Genomic DNA, 18,735 nt, shown 5'->3' with positions numbered 1-18,735 from the left:
TGCGGTTTTGATAAAAAATGTTAACGCTCGAACGATTTCCAGACTTCCGGCAGCAGCATTGTGATTTCATGTGCCAGCATCGTATGGGCAGAACGCGTTTCAATCCATTTATCCGCGCACGCACCGTGAAGATAGACGGCATTTAATACCGCATGCCGCCAATTATCGTGGCAGCACAACATTCCCAAAATCATGCCCGTCAGCGTATCCCCAGTGCCCCCTTTAGACAAAGCAGCGTTGCCGGTCGGATTGATGCGGACGCCGCCTTCCGGAAAAGCGATGACTGTGTGGCTCCCTTTCAAGACGATTGCGACACCCCATTGTTTGGCAAAAGAAACGGCATGGAAAACACGGTTTTCCGCCAAATCCTCTTTGCCGACGCCGGTGATCCGCGAAAATTCGCGCGGGTGGGGGGTAAGTATGACCGGCGCTTGCCTTTTCGGGTAGCTTCGCATCGACAACGCCCCGGCGTCAAGCACCAGCGGACAAGGGCTGGCAAGCAAGGCCTGGACCGCTTTCTCCGTTACATCGTCTGGATGGATGCCAGGACCCACAGCAATCGCCCGGTACCTTTCCAGTTCCACTTCACCAGTTCCTACTTTCTTCAGCCCTTCGCGCAAATAAATCGATTCCGGCAACGCAGAAACGACACCGTTGATGACTTCTGGATGGGTGCCGATTTCCAGTTTCCCGACACCGCTCCGCATCGCTCCAAGGCCGGCCAACAATGCCGCACCGGGCATATCGCGTGTGCTCGCGAGCAGCAACGCAGTTCCGAATGTTCCTTTATGCCCGCCATCATCTCTTGTGGGCAGCGTGGCGCTGACATCTTGCGCGGTCCAAAATAACCGCTGTCCATCCTGTATCGGCATAACAAATCCTCCTATCGGTGGCAAAGCCGTTATTTTACGCGGAATTAATGGTAGAATATTCTTGCTATTGATTATCGCATACATAAGGGGGAATAGACATGGTCCAACAAATGAACAGCCGCATCTACCTAATTGACGGCTATGATATGGGCATTAAAGAACGTACCGGTACTTACGTCATTGCAGAAGACGAGCTGACGCTCATCGATACCGGCGCCAGTCCATCGGTTCCATATATTAAACAAGGGCTTAGCGAACTTGGCTATACGCTCGACCAAGTAAAATACATCATCGTCACCCATGTCCATTTGGATCATGCCGGCGGGGCCGGCTTGCTTCTGCAAGATTGCCCAAATGCCAAAGTGGTTGTCCATCCTAAAGGCGCACGGCATTTAGCGGACCCCAGCAGGCTGATTGCCGGAGCGCGGATGGTATACGGCGAGCAATTTGATCTTTTGTTCGATCCAATCGTTCCAGTGCCGGAAAACCGGCTGATTGAAAAAACAGAAGGCGGCAAATTGGAAATCGGTCCCGCTTGCACGCTCGAATTTTGGGATACACCGGGGCATGCCAAGCACCATTTTGGCATCTATGATTCCGTAAGTAACGGCATGTTCGCCGGGGATACAGTAGGCATTCGCTACCAGCAGCTCGTCCCGGACGGCATCCCTCTGTTTCTCCCTTCGACATCGCCTAACCAATTCGATCCCGCTGCCATGCAGGTGGCAATCGACCGTTTCCAAGCAGCGAATTTCGATGCGATCTTTTACGGCCATTACGGCATGACTTCGGAACCGAAAGAAGCGCTGCGCCAAGCAGGCGAATGGTTGGTGGAATTTCTCGAAGAGGCGGAAGAGGCATTTGCCAAACAGCAAAGTCCGCAAGACCTTGCTGCCCGTTTGCAGGAAATGGTCCGAACACATCTAAGATCGCTGGGCGTCCCGGACAATCACGAAGTTTACGGGATCATCAAAGTCGACATGGAAGTCAGTGCCATGGGCTTGCTGGATTATCTGTCAAAATAAAATCAATAAACTTGCAACTTGCAAGTTTATTGATATAAGAAATGTATAGCTATCAAAAAAACACTAAGAGTACAGCGTTGCAATTCCGTTTAAAGCGAAGCGAAGAGATATAAAATCAGAGCACAAAAAAACGGCACCCATGAAGGGTGCCGTTTTTTTGCATTACATGATTTCTTTTACATAAGTTTCGACTTCATCAGCAGTCGCCAAAGCCAAAATGCGCTCTGTGTGTGTCGCCATTTCGGCTTTCGACAATTTGCTGATTTGTTCACGCGCTTTCAAAATCGAAGAAGCACTCATCGAGAATTCGTCTAAGCCAAGCCCAAGCAGGATCGGGATAGCGATTTCATCACCAGCCATTTCGCCGCACATGCCAGCCCATTTTCCTTCTTTATGCGCTGCATCGATCACCATTTTAACCATCCGCAGAATCGCTGGATTATACGGCTGGTACAAGTACGAAACATTCTCGTTCATGCGGTCTGCCGCCATCGTATATTGGATCAAATCGTTCGTGCCGATCGAGAAGAAATCGACTTCTTTGGCGAACACATCAGCTATAACGGCAGTGGACGGAATTTCAACCATAATGCCGATTTCAATCGAATCACTGACATCGATGCTTTCTGCCGCCAGTTTTTCTTTTTCTTCCATAATCAATGCTTTCGCCGCCCTGAACTCTTCGAGCGTCGCAATCATCGGGAACATGATTTTCAGATTGCCGTGTACGCTTGACCGAAGAAGGGCACGCAGCTGCGTACGGAACATATCCGGCATTTCAAGGCACAGGCGAATCGCTCGAAGGCCTAAGAACGGATTCAATTCCTTCGGCAAATCCAAGTAGGTCAATTCCTTATCGCCACCGATATCCAGTGTGCGGACGACGGTTGGTTTGCCGTCCATCGCTTTCAGCACAGCCGAATAGGCTTCTACTTGTTCTTCTTCGGTAGGGAAGGCATCGCGTCCCATGTAAAGGAACTCGGTCCGGTAAAGGCCGATTGCTTCAGCACCGTTGTCGACAGCTCCAGTGGCATCTTTCGGCGTGCCGATATTGGCGCCGAGTTCAACCGGATGGCCGTCAGCCGTTACAGTCGCTTCGTTTTTCAATTTTGCCCATTCCGCTTTTTGGCGGTCATAGCTTGCTTTTTTCTCTTCATATTGTTTAATTGTAGCCGAGTCCGGATCGATAATCACAACGCCTTCAAGGCCATCTACAATGACGAACGTACCGTTTTCGATCGTTTCCATGACTTTCTTCGCACCGACTACGGCTGGGATTTCCAGTGTGCGGGCAAGAATTGCCGAGTGGGAAGTGCGTCCGCCGATATCGGTGATGAACCCTTTAACAAATTCAGGATTCAGTTGCACGGTATCGGATGGCGTCAAATCTTCCGCAAGGATGATCACTTCTTCCTTAATCAGGCTCGGGTTTTGGATTGTGACACCGAGCAGATGGGCGGTGACACGTTTTGTCACATCCCGGATATCCGCTGCACGTTCTTTCATGTAATCGCTGTCCATCGCTTCGAACATCGCGATGAACATATCTGACGTTTCTTTCAACGCGAATTCAGCATTGACCTTATCGGATTTAATTTTTTCAGTAATAGGACCGACCAATTCAGGATCGCTCAAGACCAGCAGGTGGGCGCCGAAGATGGCAGCCTCCTTATCGCTGATTTGTGCAGCTGTGCGTTCTTTGATCGTTTCGAGTTCAGCGCTTGCTTTTGAAAGAGCAGATTCGAAACGCAGCACTTCTTGATCGGCATCTTTAATCGTGATTTTTTCTACAGTTAAATCCGGAGTTTCCAGACGGAACGCTTTAGCAAGAGCGATGCCGTTTGAAGCCGCAATTCCGGAAAGGGTGCGTGTCATTAGTTAGAAAGCCCTTCGTTTTGCATCACTTCTGTGATTTGTGAGATGGCTTGTTCTTCGTCTTCACCGTCTGCGGCAATCGTGACGGTAGAGCCTGAAGAGACGCCTAGAGACATGACGCCTAAAATTGATTTCAAATTGACTTTCTTGCCATTGAATTCCATAGTGATGTCTGATTTGAATTTAGACAATGAACCGACCAAGGCTGATGCCGGGCGTGCGTGAATTCCTGCTTCATCAGTAATTACGAATTGTTTTTCTGTCATGTAAAATTCCTCCTAGTGTTTTTTGAATGCATTTAGCTGAATTCAAGTTTTATTATGAACGAATATGAATGAAATTTAAACTAAATGATTGTTTTTGATTGCTTATGGATGATTATGATTGATTTTGGAAGCGATTTCAAGTAATATCAATTTAACAAAAGGTTCAGTCATCAAAATGGCGGATTTTCAACCGTTGTTCAAGGATGGCTAAACGTGCCCCAGAACAATGCTGTTTTTTCTTGGCGGGGATCTATCAAAACAAAAAGCAGGTGATTGCATGCTGACAAACGAACGCCATGAATTCATCCTGAATCTGTTGGAACAAAAACAGACCATCAAAATTCAGGACATCGTGGACATGACCGAAGCGTCTGAATCGACAATACGCCGCGACTTGACCGTTTTAGAAAACCGCAACCAATTGGAGCGCGTATTCGGTGGAGCGGTGCTGCCAGGCCGCAATTTGTCGGAACCGACGATCAAGGACAAGTCCACCCGCAACTTGGAAGAAAAAGACAGCATCGCCAAACTGGCCGCTTCCTTTATACAGGACGGCGATAGTGTCTATTTGGATGCAGGCACAACGACTTTCCAAATGATCCGCTATTTGCAGGACAAGAATATCGTCGCTGTGACGAACGGCTTGACGCTCGTCGAAGCACTTAATGAGCAAGGAATCACGACGTACTTGACCGGAGGACTTTTAAAGCCCCGTACTGGTGCATTCATCGGTGCGCAGACGATCCAGTCATTGAAAAATTACCGTTTCGATCTCTGTTTCCTCGGCGTCAATGGTTTCCACCCGGAAATGGGCTACACCACACCCGACCCGGAAGAAGCAGCGGTCAAAAGGCTGGCCAGTTCCTTGGCGCGTGAAAGTTATGTCTTAGCGGATCATTCCAAAGCGGATAAAATCAGCTTCGCCAAAATTATGGAGCTGGACGAGGCGATCCTGATCACCGATTCAATCTCGAATGAGCTAAGGGAAGTGCTTGAAAATAAAACTACAGTAAAGGTGGGTACGCAATGATTTACACATGCACAATCACACCGTCACTGGATTATACCACTTATTTGCCGGACTTCACTGCAGGCAAGCTGAACCGTACCGATGAAGTGTATTATTACCCCGGTGGCAAAGGCATAAACGTTTCACGGGTTTTGAAGCGCCTAGGTGCTGACAATATAGCATTGGGCTTTACAGGCGGTTTTACTGGTCATTATATAGAAGAGTTCTTGAAAAACGAAGGGGTTGCAACCGATTTTATTGAAACCGAAGAAATCACGCGCATCAATGTCAAAATCAAGTCCGCGCAAGAAACGGAATTGAACGGACCGGGGCCGGAACTGGATTCTCTACAGCTGAACGAATTGAAGGACAAAGCCAAAAAAATGCAAAGGGGCGATTGGCTCGTGGTCGCAGGCAGCCTGCCCCTATCGATCCCTGATTCGTATTTTACGGATCTAGCGGAAAGTTGTCGAAAGCTCGATGTGAAATTCGTCCTCGATACGTCTGGACCGGCTTTAGCGAAACTGATCCAAAACGGGCCATTTCTCATCAAGCCCAATCAGGAAGAGCTCGGAGAATTGTTCGGGCGGCAAATCACCAGCATGGCTGAAGCAGCTTTTTATGCCAAAAAGTTAGTGCTATCAGGCGTTCAGCATGTCGTTGTTTCCATGGGAGGTGATGGCGCACTGCTTGCGACCCGCGAATTGCTGCTGCAGGCGAAAGCGCCGAAAGGCAAAGTTGTTAATACAGTAGGAGCGGGAGATTCACTGGTTTCCGGTTTTATCGCTTCTTATGCCGTGCATGGCGACGCCGAAAAGGCATTCCGCTATGGAGTAGCAAGCGGCAGCGCAACCGCTTTCAGTCCGGATCTTTGCACGAAAGACAAGGTTGATGCATTGCTCGAATTTGTAAAAGTCTATCCAATAAAAGAAGAGGGTGTGGAAAAATGAGAATCACACAATTATTGACAGAAGACACAATCATCCTGAATGTCGCGGCACGCACGAAACCGGAAGTAATGGCGGAATTGGCAGCACAGCTCGACCGTGCCGGCAAACTGAATAACCAGCAAGCTTTTCTCCAGGACATCATGGCGCGTGAAGGGCAAGGTACGACGGGCATCGGCGACGGAATTGCCATCCCGCACGCGAAATCCAAAGCAGTAAAGGCACCGTCCATTGCATTTGGCCGTTCCCACCAAGGGTTGGACTACGAATCGCTTGACGGCCAGCCTGCTCATCTGTTCTTCATGATTGCAGCAAGCGAAGGCGCGAATGACGACCATTTGGAAGCCTTATCGCGCCTCGCAACATTCTTGATGGACGAAAAATTCCGCACACGCATTCTGGAAGCCTCATCAAAAGAGCAAATTCTGCAGGCAGTGACCGACAAAGAAAACGAAGTAGACGGCCCTGCATCAACCAGCAGCCAGCCGGCAGCGGCTGGATCGAAACGCATCCTGGCTGTTACGGCTTGTCCGACCGGCATTGCCCACACATATATGGCGGCAGAAAAACTCAATGAACGAGCGAGAGAGCGCGGCATCGACATTAAAGTGGAGACAAACGGCTCAAGCGGCGTTAAAAACCGGCTGACGGATGCTGACATTGCAGCGGCGGATGCCATTATCGTAGCGGCTGACACGAAAGTTGAAATGGCGCGTTTTACGGGCAAGCCGGTCATCCAGACCGCTGTCGGCAAAGCCATTTACGAAACCGATAAATTGCTGGACCGTGCGTTAGCGGGCGAAGCACCTGTCTACCAGCACGACTCTTCAAATGACGAAGCGACCGAAGGCGGAGGCAAAGGTGGATTTTACAAGCATTTGATGAGCGGCGTTTCAAACATGCTGCCATTCGTCGTCGGCGGCGGGATCTTGATTGCGCTGTCGTTCTTCTGGGGCATCAATGCAGCTAATCCCGACAGCCCTGAATACAACGCGTTCGCAGCGATGCTCAGCACAATTGGCGGCGGCAAAGCGTTTTACTTGATGGTTCCTGTACTAGCCGGCTTTATCGCAATGAGCATCGCCGAACGCCCTGGTTTCGCTCCTGGTATGATCGGCGGATTGATTGCAACAACCGTCACCGGTGTTGAAGAAGCAAGCGGCGGTTCCGGATTCCTTGGTGGATTGATCGCCGGGTTCCTGGCAGGTTACGTCACGTTATTCGTCAAAAAAGCTTTCTCTGGTCTTCCGAACTCGCTTGAAGGTTTGAAGCCGGTGCTCTTTTATCCGGTGTTCGCTATTGCTATCACCGGAATCATCATGATGCTCGTCAACCCGCAGCTGACTAAAGTCTACACAGGGATTTCAAGTTTCCTTGAAAGCTTGGGCGGCACGAACTTGCTGCTGGTTGGATTATTGCTTGGCGGCATGATGGCGATCGACATGGGTGGCCCGATCAACAAAGCTGCTTATACATTCGGCTTGGCGATGCTGAGCGCGGAGAATTTCGTCTTCATGGCTGCGGTCATGGCAGCGGGCATGGTTCCGCCGCTTGGCCTGGCACTTGCGACGACGTTCTTCAAGAACAAATTCACGAAAACAGAGCGCGAAGCCGGCAAGACCGCTTACGTGCTGGGTGCCTGCTTTATCACAGAAGGCGTCATCCCGTTTGCGGCTGCTGACCCGGCCCGTGTCATTCCGGCTACCGTAGCCGGCGCATCAGTGACCGGAGCGCTTGTCATGCTGTTTGACATCGGGCTCCGCGCACCTCATGGCGGCGTATTCGTCATCGGCTTGGTGGATGGCGGAGCGATGAACATCGCGCTTTATGCACTTGCTATCTTGATCGGAGCGGCTGTCACGGCCACCGTCGCCGGGCTCCTCAAAAAGAAAATCGCTGTTCCAGTAGAAGCTTAGGCAAAACATAATTCCTGCCGCATCCGGAAATTCCCGGATGCGGCTTTTTAATGTTGGAAATAAAGAGGAATAAGCGCAGCAAAGACGAAATTAATAAAGGACAGCATAGCATCACAAAGAGTCAACTAGATGGGCAGCTGCAGACCAAGTAAGAGCGGAGCTTGGGGCAGACTCGGCAGGAGGGTGATGGCGGTGGAGCCGGAAAAAGAGCAAACGAAAGTGAAGTTGCTGGCTAGCTTGTTATGGCGATGGGTGTTGAACAACAGGGTTGTGGCAATTCTTTTGGTGTCGCTGCTGATCCTCTTGAATTTATTCCTATTGACGAAAGTCCTTTATTTAATGGAGCCGCTGAAAGGGTTTTTCAGTGCGATGGGGCTGCCGCTCGTCATGTCGGGCATCCTTTATTATTTGCTGAACCCGCTCATTGATTGGCTGGAGAAGAAGAATGTGCCGCGCATCACTGGAATTTTGCTGGTGTTTCTGGTGATGATTGGATTGATCGCTTGGGGAGTCGTCAGTTTGATCCCGATTATCCGTGAGCAGATCACCTCATTGATCCAGAACTTCCCGGCTTATCTAACCAGTTTCACTACCCAAGTCGATAGTTTGCTGCGGAGCGATGTGCTTTCCCGGCTACAGACGCAATTACTGGGTGATAGCGGGACGCTGGGCGAAACCGTCGCCGGGCAAGCGGAATCGATAATCGACGAGATGTTCGGCAACATCGGCAATATATTCGGTACGCTGACGTCGATTGTATTGGCGTTCATCACGACGCCATTCATCCTGTTTTACTTATTGAAAGACGGCCATAATTTGCCTTATCATATCATGAACCTCGTGCCATCCAAAATGCGGGAAAAAACATACATCTTATTGCGGGAGACGAATCTGCAGATTAGCCAGTATATACGGGGTCAATTGGTTGTGGCGTTTGCGGTCGGCGTCATGTTCTGGCTCGGCTTTGTCATTATTGGGATGGAATATGCCTTGATCCTCGGCATCATCGCCGGTGTCTTGAATTTGATTCCGTTTTTGGGTACGTTCATCGCCTTTTTCCCGATCGTCATTGTGGCGATTGTCGTCCATTCACCGATCATGCTCGCTAAGGTGCTCGTTGTGTTCACCATCGAACAAACCTTGGAAGGCCGGGTCATCCAGCCGCTGATCCTTGGCAGCAACTTGAATATCCACCCAGTGACAATCATTGCTGTGCTTTTGACTGCGGGAAATTTGTTCGGCATTCCAGGCGTCATTCTTGGCATTCCGGCATATGCCGTCATCAAAGTATTTCTGGTGCATTTGTTCCAGTGGTACCAAGCGTATACCGGGCTGTACGAAGATCACTTTAATCCCGCTCCGAAACCGCTCGTGTCAGCAAAGAAAAAGAAAAAGATGTTGGCGATTAAAAGGAAACTGCAATGATCGAGCATGTTTTTGCTAAAGAAATCATCTTGTTTTGAATCGAATCCATCCCCTAGGAGGTTTTAAAATGGTAGTGGAAGCGAAGCCGAAATTTTTCATGAAAGTGAACGAGGCATTCAGCAACAGGGACATCGATTTTATCGCAAATGTGGTGGCTGATGATGTGGTGTGGACGCTGCACGGCAAAAAAACGCAAGGCAAAGATGCGTTTATCGATTACATGAAAATGATGGACATGGAAAGCGGGCTTGGGACGGAGTTGACGATCGACACCTTACTGACGGACGGCTCGGAGGCGGTTGTCAAAGGCAAAATGACCTTCAATACGTCGACGGGCGAAGAAAAGACATACTTGTACTGCGACATTTACCAATTGCACGAGACGGAAGAAAAAATTCAGGATCTGACGTCTTTTATCATAGCGTTGAATGAATAGGAAATGAAGGGAATTTCGAAGTGAAGTTATGGTAAGATAGGAAAAGGCAATTGAAAAGGGAACTCAAGGGTGGTCGGCCATCCCCGGAAGAAAGGGGGTGGTGCGAATGACAGTTTTCGAAGCATTGATGTTTGCGGTAACGTTTGCAAGCTTGGTGCTCGCAGTGACGTCATTTAACCAAAAAAAATAACCCGCCCTTGAGTTGACTGCTCAGCGGGTTATTCCTTATGAAGTAACCTAGAGGCTGATCTCCCTTGGGAGGACCTATTGATTGCTTGCCGACGGTGTTAGCGCACCGGCGGTTTTTTTTTGCTCTTTATAGATACTATATACCTCGCTCATTAATATTTCAAGCTGTCTGCATCTTTGCGTTTCGCTGAAAGTTCCGGCACAATGGATTTATCTGATAATGGGAGGGGAATGGCTATGGCACAATCATTGGCAGGGAAAATCGCATTCATAACCGGAGCGGGGAAAGGCATCGGACGGGCTGCAGCATTAGCGCTTGCAAAAGAAGGGGTGCATGTCGGCTTGATTGCGCGCACTGAACAAGATCTTAAGGATACAGCAAGGGATGTTGCTGCTCACGGCGTTAAAACGGCTTACGCGGTAGCAGACGTCTCGAATCTTGAACAAGTCGAGGGTGCCATTGCAAAATTGGCGAAAGAACTGGGTTCTGCCGATATCTTGATCAATAATGCGGGCATTGGCAAATTCGGGCCCCTGCTGGAAATTCCGCCGGAAGACTGGAAAAAAGTCATCGACGTCAATTTGATGGGCATGTTCTACGTCACGCGCACAGTACTGCCTCAATTGATCGAAAAAAACGGCGGCGACATCGTCAATATTTCTTCAATGTCCGGAGTCAAAGGCTCTGCAGGGTCAAGTGCATATAGTGCGTCGAAATTCGGCGTTCTCGGTTTGACGGAATCGTTGTCCCAGGAAGTGCGCAAACACAATATCCGCGTATTTGCGCTGACGCCAAGCCGCGTCATCACGGATTTTGGCGGCAGCAGCTCAAAGCCTGCCGGAAGCGATGAGAAATTCATGCAGCCTGTGGATATTGCCGAGTACATTGTAGCCCAGTTGAAACTGCATCCACGCATATTCATTCCAACATCGAGCCAATGGGCAACCAATCCGTTCTGATAGGAGAACGGGGTGCATCATCAATTATTGGAGCAAACAAGGGAGGGCTTTAAGGAATGGTGAAATGGAAAGAGGAAATCATTATTGACAGCGATATCGAGAAAGTATGGCTGTTGTTCCAGGACCGCAGCGTCCAGAAAATCATGCCGAAGATCCACAGCCATGAACTCCTAGAAGGGCATGACGATCGAGTGGGAGCAAAACACAGCCAAAGCTATTACGAAGGCAAACAGCTCATGAGCTATGTGGTCGAAACAAAAGCATTCGCAGAAATGCCAGAGCTCAAAGAGCGCATGGTTGAGTTTTTGATGGGTCAGTCGATTCTCGTGAATTATTCCTATCGGCTTGAAAAACTGGAACCGGGGAAAACCCGTTTCATTTATTCGGGCTTCAATAAAGGGCTCACGGCCTCCGCTAAAATGATGCTCCTGGCAGGCAGCAAAAAAAGCCGGCTAGCGACAGCCCGGACGTTCATGGAGCGGGTCAAAAGCGAAGCAGAGAAAATAGAGTGAAAAAGCAATGAATAAAAGGGGGCAATGGGATGATTGAATGGAAGCAAAAGCGCATCATCGATGCCAATATCGAGACAGTGTGGGAATTGTTCAAAGACGACAATATCCAAAAAATCATGCCAAAGCTGGAAAAGCACGAGCTCATCGAAAAACGGGAAGATGAAGTCGGCGCTAAGCATCAACAGACTTACCGCCAAGGCAGCCGGCTGGAGACGTATATTGTGGAAACTGTGGCGTATCAAGACACGCCGGATGAAAAAGTGAAGCAATTGCATTTTGTGCTCGCCAATTTATTCGAAGTCGATTTGCAGTTCCGTCTTCAGAAAATCAGTGAACAGCAAACCCGCTTTGTCTATGAAGGATCGAACCGCGGCACGAATCTCGTGGGGCGCACGATGCTGAAGATGGGCGGCACAAAAAGCAATATGGAAACCGTCAACGAGTTTATGGACTTGGTGGAATCGGAAGCGGTGAAAAAGGAGAAAAACCGATGAGGCAATGCCCAAACTGCCGAGGCGCAATGGCCGAAGATCTGCAGGTCACTGTGAAAGGTGCACTGTACGGCTTGAAAATCACCCAAAAAAAGCGCGGATTATTCAAAAACGCCACAGCTGAGCCGAAAGCTGCTGTTTGCAGCGGATGCGGAGCGGTGGCGTTTTATGTTGAAAACCCACAGGATTTCGGGGAATAATGATTAAAAAACGTAAATGTACTAAACTACTTAAGGATAATACAATAAAAATCAAAAACGCAACAAAAAAAAGAATCAGAAAACACAAATGGGTTTTTAGCTGATTAGTGAAACCAAAAAGCCTTGGCGCCGTAATATAGAGAGAACTTCTAGGGGGAGATTTAATGATAGACATTAATGAGAAACACGAAACAGAACGCGTTAATCCGTTTACCGCGGTATGGCTGAGAACGCGCAAAGCTGCCCGCTTTGTTATTGAAGAAAAAACAACAGGATTCGCAATCATGCTCATAATGCTGTCAGGGATCGGCAGCGGGTTGATGGGGATGCAAAGTTCAGGGGGCGGCGCAGGAATGGCCGGCTGGCTGATTTTTTTGTTGTCGCTTATTATCGGGCCAGTGGTCGGATTAGCGAGTGCCGCCTTTTTGTCCGCATTGTATTTGCTTGTCGGTAAATTGTTCAAAGGGACAGCGACGTACATAGAAATGTTCAAAGCGGTTGCCGTTTCGATGATTCCGTATGTTTGGCTTGCACCGATTTTATTGGCATGGGCGACGATCGCGCCGGCTTCATATTTCGCTGATCCGCTTGCGGGCAACAGCACAGGGGAAGGGCTAGGGACGCTGATTGTGCTCGGAACGATCTCATTCGTCTTGTCAATCTGGGGTATCATCATCCAAAGCAAGGCAATTGGGGAAGCGCACCGGTTCAGTAGCTGGAAAGGCTTTGCAACGGTCGTGATCCCAGCGGTCGTGATCGGTGTGGTTGTCATAATAGTTGTTATCTTGTTTATCATATTGTTCGCTGCGGTATTGTAACGGAAAGGAAGGCTCAGGCTTTCTTTTTTTATGGAAAAAAATTGCACATGTAGATTATTACATAAGGTATTTATTGAATAAAATTCAAAACAAGCAAACAAGAAGGCAAACCGCAAAAACGCTCAGCTGCTTTGCGCACAGATTCAAGTGTAGCAAAACAGCGAACTGGAATCGATGATAAATAACCGTTCTTTTGGTAACAAAATTTATCGGCGCCTTCATAGTAGGGTGGCAGAAGGGAAGCGCTATAGCAGGTTATTTTTGCTATACTACAAGAAAGGACTTAGTATTCTGTTAATTAGGAGCGAAGTTAAATGGCTTACCACTGTGTGGCCGATTAATTGATTTTGGCATCCATGAGCGTTTACGCGTGCTCATTAAATTTTATAGACGTTCAACAACATTTACGCACGTTCAGAAGAATTAATGCACGTTTAAAAGAAATTAAGAGCGTTCAGAAGATTACTGTGTAACGGAGGTGGAACAATGGTCTATTTGCGTATTTTCATTGAAATAATGCTCATCCTGCTGTTTATTTTCTATGTCAGCGGCAGGTTGATCGGCTCTAAGGTTCATGTTGTCAAACGCATGCTTTCGGTGATGTTAGGCGTCAGCCTGACATCGCTCGTGTACTGGTATTCCTATCTGCGTTTTACAGACTATTTCGAGCAGGGCTTTTTATCCGCTGTGACCGATGCCAGTACGATTATTTGGATCGGCAGCATGCTGATGATTTCGATGCTGTTCTACTTGTTCTTCGAGCTTTTTGAAGGGAACGGTTTCGGCGGCAGCGGAGGGTCGCTCACGAGCCGCGTGTTTTTCGTGAAACGCTTGCTGCATCTTTGGCGCCGCCAGAAGCGTTTAAGCAAAGTACTCGAAGTTGCCGTGAAAAACGGCATCTCCAGCACGTTCCACTTCGCGCGCCACCGCGAAAACGAACGGCAATTGGCTATCGCTTTGCGCAAGACGCTCGAGCAAAGCGGCGGCATTTTCATTAAATTCGGCCAAGCGCTGTCGACACGCTCCGATTTGTTCCATCCCGTGTTCATCGAAGAGCTCGGGAAACTGCAGCAGGACGTCGTGCCGCTATCCGCCAAGCAAGTAAAGGAAGTTCTCCATAAAGCGCTGCCAGAGACATTCGACGAGGTATTCGAGTCTTTTGATATGGAACCATTGGCCGCAGGATCAATCGGCCAGGTACACCGAGCCGTGCTGCGGAAAAACCGCGATGAAGTAGTGGTAAAACTGCTGCGGCCGGACGTCTCAACGATTATGCGCGACGATTTGGACATTCTCGAAGAGTTTGCTGAATGGGTGGCGATGAAATCGAGTTGGGCTTCAACAATTGGATTCCGGGAGCTCGCCATCGGATTCGCCAACGCATTGCGGGAAGAAATCGATTTTGAAATTGAAATCCGCAACACAATCCAAATCGGCAATATAATGGAGAAAAGCCCATACACCGTGAAAGTACCTTATGTTTACCGTGAATACAGCAATTATAATTTAATCGTCCTCGAGTATTTTAAGGGCAAGAGCATTCCAAAAGGCAAAGAGGTGTTCGAGCAGTTCCAAGTTCCGCCGCGCGATTTTTCCAGAACGGTGCTGTTCTCATATTTGGAACAAATGCTGTTCGCCGGCATTTTCCATGCGGATCCGCATCCAGGCAACATCTTTATCGACAGCAGGGACGGCTTGCCGGTGCTGCTGGACTTCGGGGCAGTCGGCCGCTTGGCGAAAGTGCAGCAGGAAGCATTGAATTTATTCGTCATCGGCGTGCAGCAAAACGATGCGGAAATCATCTATGACGCTGTCACGAACCTTGTTGAAGACAGCAAGGATATCGACCGCCAAAAGTTCGAACAGGCGATCGGGCAGATCTTGCTGCGTGTTTCGTATGTCGATCGCATCTCGACCGATGAACTGATCCACTCCATTTTTGACGTCGTGCGGAATTTCGGATTGTCGTTTTACCCATCAGTCGGCATCGCGCTACGGGCATTGATTACGCTCGACGGCACCCTGCACACGATCGATCCCGGATTCGATATGTTCACCGAAGCGAAAACATTTGCAAAAGAGACGAAAACCGCCATTTTGAAAAAGCCGTTCCACGAACCTCGTGAAGTCAAAGAACGAATTGAAGAAGAACTGGCCCTTGTCATACCGGAGTTGAAGAAATTGCCGAAACGCATGGACCATCTCCTTCGCCGGGTGGAGGGAGGGCGCATCATTCTGCATCACGACATCTTTTCGGACAAATCGAATGCCCATTTCGTTGCCTTGATGTTTTCCCGCTTCATCCTGCTGATGACAGGCATTACGTTCGGCATCGTGTCATCCGCCTTGTTGGCGATCGCCCAGTTCATCGATACGGTGTACGCAGTGTACTTGAATACAGCAGCCTATACCGGCTTGTTCCTATGCGTGATTCTTTTGGTGAGGCTGTCGATCCAAGCTGTCCGGGATATGAAAAACGACCGCCTGTAGGGATTGGTGCTGGATGATGTCAATAAAACCTTAGCAAAGCGCATTCCCTTGAATGCGTTTTTTAGTTGCCAAAGTCAACCATATTAAGTATTATAAAAGAAATGGATTTTTCAGAAAATTACTGTGGGGGTTTACTGATGAATAACTTAAAACAAGTCGAGGAAATCCGGAAATTCAACCGTTTTTATGCAAATGTTCTTGGCAAAATCGACCAAGAAATCTACCAGCAGCCGTATCCGTTGGCCGAAGCGCGCGTTATATCGGAACTCCATGCGCAAAAAGGCGCGACGGCTTCTGAAATACGCGAAAAATTGGGGCTAGATCGAGGCTATATCAGCCGCATGCTGCAAAAGTTCGAAGACAGCGAATTGATTTTCAAGAAGCAATCTGCCGATGACAAACGCCGCATTTTGCTGGGATTGACCGATAAAGGCGAAGAAATTCACCAGCAGCTCGTGGAAAATGCCAATCAAGGCATCAGCAAGATGGTCGCTACGCTGCCAGAGCGCGATTTAATGAAGCTGACCGCCGCTATGGCCACGATTGAAAGCCTACTGCAGCCTCAGCAAGCACCTAATAAAATTATCATCCGGCCATATGGGCCTGGCGACGCCGGTTACATCGCGCATCTGCACGGTACGCTGTATGGCAATACACATCAATTCAGCCATGTCTTTGAATTCTATGTAGTCAAAGGGTTAGCTGATTTTATGGCAAATCCAACTGGCGGGCAGTTGTGGATCGCTGAAGTGGACGGTGAAGTTGCCGGATCCATAGCAATTGCAAAAGCTGGAGACGAGACTGCACAATTGCGTTGGTTTATTTTAGATGAACAGTTCCAAGGTCTAGGCATCGGGAAAATGCTGATGGAGACAGCAATCGAATTTTGCCGCGAGCAAGGCTATCAGCATGTATTCCTGTGGACGGTCAATATATTGGAAGCCGCACGTTATCTGTATACCAAATACGGATTCAAGCTAACCGAGGAAAAAACGAATACGGATTGGACTGCAGACGCGTTGACTGAAGAACGCTGGGATCTGGAGTTGGAACCCGTTATGAAAAATGAATAAAGCATGGTGCACAGGAAGCTGCGTGCACAGTAAATAGCAGATACGCGCAAATAAGATGCGAAATCGTGTTAAAGAGCGCGAAAAGACAGAAGAAGGAGCCATTCAGAAAGGCCCTTAATTCGATAAAAATATTTTAGTTGACATAATATAAATTATCGGAAGTAGCGTTTCATTCAATAAGTATACTCATGACAGTGAGACGAAACGCGTTTTTCGGCCCAAATCTGGCTTTTTAGCGCTGTTGCGTAGTTTCACCGTTTTATGTGTGCTACAGCATATTTCATTTAAATGGATCAGCAGCTTTTAAAATTACTGCGCAGGATTCACAGCGCTGGAAATTGCTTTAGTGAAAAACAAAAACATCCGAACGACGCATTTATAAATTGCGCTGTTCGGATGTTTTTATATCAATTTAATTTATATCTATTTAAAAACTCATCTTGGCTGATGATCCATGCCAATCTTACTTATTCGCTACATCACCAGCAAATTCCATCGATGCCCATCCAAATCGCAAAATCCCGCTCCGTACATGCCGTTTCGTTCTCCCGGCTCTGCAAAAATGATGCCACCGGCCGCAGCTGCTTTGTGGACCAACTCCTGCACTTCATCTTCATTTTCCACTGAAATGGAAATCAAAATCTCCGTGCTCATTGCGGTATCCGCAATGGTGTTGTTTGTGAACGATATAAATGTCTCTTCCGGAAACAGCATGACCATGGCATTGTGGCTGCCAATGACGACACCAGCCATCGTATCGCTGTCCGAAAACCGTTCATTGAGCCTGAACCCAAGCGCTTTAAAAAAGCCTTTCGATTTTACCAAATCTGTCACCGGCAGATTGATCCAGCATTCCTTCACCATTGCAATTCCTCCTCGATTGGGTAGCTGTCCCGTTCAACAAGCTGTATTACAGCCATTATAAAGCCTCTTGGGAGTTATTGCCACACGATTTTTGCGCTGCCTCCTCCCTCGTGCGTTGCGATCTATCGCAATATAAGGATTACTTAAACTCCGTTCTCCAGCTAGCCTTTTATAATAAGAAACTATCGATTCTTGCTGATGCGAATAAAATATGCTGAAATACCACCGGGTTTAGTTAAAAATACTATTAAATCTTGCTGCAAGAACTTTTGTTTCTGTTTCTGAAAACCGCTCTTTGCATTTTTACCAATCTATTATATATTATGCGTATTAACGCAAAAAGAAAGTGATGAACATGTCCTTTACGACGTAACTCATTGAACTGATTACCCAGCATGATGGATTGATTCTGATCCGTGATTGAAAGCCAGCGGCCATTCAGTGTCATTTTAGGCTCAAGAAGGACTAATTGAATGCGTCAGTCACTGTGTCTATAGATCTCCTTAGGAATTTGAAGATAACCTGCATATGTTGCCGGGGCTGAGTCCTCAAGTGATCTTTTCTCATGAAATTAAACTTTGATACAGAAGGAGATAAAACCATGGAAAAAAACAAATTACTACGAATGGATAATGTCGGCATCGTTGTAGAATCCCTTGATAACGCAATCTCTTTCTTCGAGGAAATCGGCTTGAATCTTGAAGGGCGAGCCACTATCGAAGGTGAATGGGCGGGTCGCGTAACCGGATTAGGTTCTCAGAACGTAGAGATTGCTATGATGGTTACCCCGGATGGCCACAGCCGACTTGAACTTTCGCGATTTATCACCCCGCCTACTATATCAGATCACCGGACCGCTCCTGTTAATGCCCTTGGTTATCTACGTGTCATGTTTGCCGTTGAAGACATTGACGAAATGGTATCCAGACTCACGAAGCACGGTGCACAGCTCGTTGGTGAAGTGGTTCAGTACGAAGACGCGTATCGGCTTTGTTATATTCGTGGAACCGAAGGAATCCTAATCGGTTTGGCGGAGCAACTCGGTAACAATTAAGCAAGTGGCGTTTTACAAAAAGCCTTTACTGAAACAGACATGACGTAAGACAGAAAGCAGCATTTCCTCGTTCGTTGAAGGAATGCTGCTTTTTTCATTGAAATTTCCTTGCTCCTCTAAATGTGATTTGTCTTTAGATGGAGGTGCCTGTTCACCTTAATTATCTGCTTACCTTGGATAATCCATCAAAAAATTCCCCCTTTCTCTTATATTTTTTAATTGATTCTCAATTTCTGTAAAAAATGCTGAATCAGCACTTGATTAAACCATTAAATCTATCGATTCTTGCGTAGTTCATAAAAATAATTCGATT

At 47.9% G+C, this 18,735-nt stretch carries 18 protein-coding genes; 14 read left to right on the top strand and 4 right to left on the bottom strand.

Features of this window, described 5'->3' with window-relative positions; genetic code table 11:
- Window positions 1-20: 20 nt before the first annotated feature.
- Complete coding sequence (locus AC4EHB_RS02670; protein WP_490974053.1) at window positions 21-872, bottom strand: NAD(P)H-hydrate dehydratase; 852 nt, start codon at window positions 870-872, stop codon at window positions 21-23.
- 98 nt (window positions 873-970) lie between these two features.
- Between AC4EHB_RS02670 and AC4EHB_RS02665 the strand changes: the two genes are divergently transcribed.
- Window positions 971-1,897 carry an MBL fold metallo-hydrolase gene (locus AC4EHB_RS02665; protein WP_490974052.1) on the top strand — a complete coding sequence of 309 codons (927 nt, stop codon included), beginning with the start codon at window positions 971-973 and terminating at the stop codon, window positions 1,895-1,897.
- A 162-nt stretch (window positions 1,898-2,059) separates the two neighbouring features.
- Here AC4EHB_RS02665 and ptsP read toward each other — a convergent pair whose 3' ends face one another.
- Both ptsP and AC4EHB_RS02655 read right to left on the bottom strand, forming a co-directional pair.
- On the bottom strand, window positions 2,060-3,772 hold the full coding sequence (ptsP, locus tag AC4EHB_RS02660; RefSeq protein WP_490980590.1) for a phosphoenolpyruvate--protein phosphotransferase: 1,713 nt from the start codon (window positions 3,770-3,772) through the stop codon (window positions 2,060-2,062).
- Window positions 3,772-4,038, bottom strand: coding sequence for a phosphocarrier protein HPr (locus AC4EHB_RS02655; RefSeq protein WP_490974050.1), 267 nt, complete (start codon window positions 4,036-4,038; stop codon window positions 3,772-3,774). Before AC4EHB_RS02655 ends, ptsP begins: the two co-directional genes overlap by 1 nt.
- A 277-nt stretch (window positions 4,039-4,315) precedes the next feature.
- On the opposite strand from AC4EHB_RS02655, the gene AC4EHB_RS02650 reads away from it, so the two are divergent.
- The 12 genes from AC4EHB_RS02650 (at window position 4,316) to AC4EHB_RS02595 (ending at window position 16,504) form a co-directional block, all read left to right on the top strand.
- Window positions 4,316-5,068, top strand: coding sequence for a DeoR/GlpR family DNA-binding transcription regulator (locus AC4EHB_RS02650; protein ID WP_490974049.1), 753 nt, complete (start codon window positions 4,316-4,318; stop codon window positions 5,066-5,068).
- Window positions 5,065-5,997, top strand: coding sequence for a 1-phosphofructokinase (gene pfkB / locus AC4EHB_RS02645; protein ID WP_490974048.1), 933 nt, complete (start codon window positions 5,065-5,067; stop codon window positions 5,995-5,997). The genes AC4EHB_RS02650 and pfkB overlap by 4 nt, the downstream gene beginning before the upstream one ends.
- A complete protein-coding gene (locus AC4EHB_RS02640) occupies window positions 5,994-7,910 on the top strand; it encodes a PTS fructose transporter subunit IIABC (protein ID WP_490974047.1) in 1,917 nt (638 codons plus the stop codon). Before pfkB ends, AC4EHB_RS02640 begins: the two co-directional genes overlap by 4 nt.
- Before the next feature lie 186 nt (window positions 7,911-8,096).
- Window positions 8,097-9,335: an AI-2E family transporter gene (locus tag AC4EHB_RS02635; RefSeq protein WP_490975606.1), complete on the top strand. Its 1,239-nt coding sequence runs from the start codon at window positions 8,097-8,099 to the stop codon at window positions 9,333-9,335.
- A gap of 67 nt (window positions 9,336-9,402) precedes the next feature.
- Window positions 9,403-9,771, top strand: coding sequence for a nuclear transport factor 2 family protein (locus AC4EHB_RS02630; RefSeq protein WP_490974046.1), 369 nt, complete (start codon window positions 9,403-9,405; stop codon window positions 9,769-9,771).
- A 426-nt stretch (window positions 9,772-10,197) separates the two neighbouring features.
- Complete coding sequence (locus AC4EHB_RS02625) at window positions 10,198-10,920, top strand: 3-ketoacyl-ACP reductase (RefSeq protein WP_490980589.1); 723 nt, start codon at window positions 10,198-10,200, stop codon at window positions 10,918-10,920.
- Between the two features lie 56 nt (window positions 10,921-10,976).
- Window positions 10,977-11,432 carry an SRPBCC family protein gene (locus tag AC4EHB_RS02620; protein WP_490974044.1) on the top strand — a complete coding sequence of 152 codons (456 nt, stop codon included), beginning with the start codon at window positions 10,977-10,979 and terminating at the stop codon, window positions 11,430-11,432.
- Between the two features lie 29 nt (window positions 11,433-11,461).
- The gene (locus AC4EHB_RS02615; protein WP_490980588.1) at window positions 11,462-11,926 is read left to right on the top strand and encodes an SRPBCC family protein; all 465 of its coding nucleotides are present in this window, start codon (window positions 11,462-11,464) and stop codon (window positions 11,924-11,926) included.
- Window positions 11,923-12,123, top strand: coding sequence for a hypothetical protein (locus AC4EHB_RS02610; RefSeq protein ID WP_490974042.1), 201 nt, complete (start codon window positions 11,923-11,925; stop codon window positions 12,121-12,123). Before AC4EHB_RS02615 ends, AC4EHB_RS02610 begins: the two co-directional genes overlap by 4 nt.
- Before the next feature lie 164 nt (window positions 12,124-12,287).
- Complete coding sequence (locus AC4EHB_RS02605; RefSeq protein WP_490974041.1) at window positions 12,288-12,941, top strand: YIP1 family protein; 654 nt, start codon at window positions 12,288-12,290, stop codon at window positions 12,939-12,941.
- 486 nt (window positions 12,942-13,427) lie between these two features.
- A complete protein-coding gene (locus AC4EHB_RS02600) occupies window positions 13,428-15,431 on the top strand; it encodes an ABC1 kinase family protein (RefSeq protein ID WP_490980587.1) in 2,004 nt (667 codons plus the stop codon).
- Between the two features lie 137 nt (window positions 15,432-15,568).
- Entirely contained in the window at window positions 15,569-16,504 is a 936-nt protein-coding gene (locus tag AC4EHB_RS02595) for a bifunctional helix-turn-helix transcriptional regulator/GNAT family N-acetyltransferase (RefSeq protein WP_490974039.1), read from the top strand.
- Between the two features lie 474 nt (window positions 16,505-16,978).
- On the opposite strand, the gene AC4EHB_RS02590 is transcribed toward AC4EHB_RS02595, so the two are convergent.
- Window positions 16,979-17,368, bottom strand: a complete 390-nt coding sequence (locus tag AC4EHB_RS02590; RefSeq protein ID WP_490974038.1) for a VOC family protein — start codon at window positions 17,366-17,368, stop codon at window positions 16,979-16,981.
- A gap of 601 nt (window positions 17,369-17,969) precedes the next feature.
- Here AC4EHB_RS02590 and AC4EHB_RS02585 point away from each other — a divergent pair.
- Window positions 17,970-18,422, top strand: a complete 453-nt coding sequence (locus tag AC4EHB_RS02585; protein WP_490980586.1) for a VOC family protein — start codon at window positions 17,970-17,972, stop codon at window positions 18,420-18,422.
- Window positions 18,423-18,735 lie beyond the last annotated feature (313 nt).

The sequence above is a fragment of the Planococcus sp. TJ-302 genome (assembly GCF_058268455.1).
Note: the sequence above shows the minus strand (reverse complement) of the source record. Positions and strands in the feature narration are given on the sequence as shown.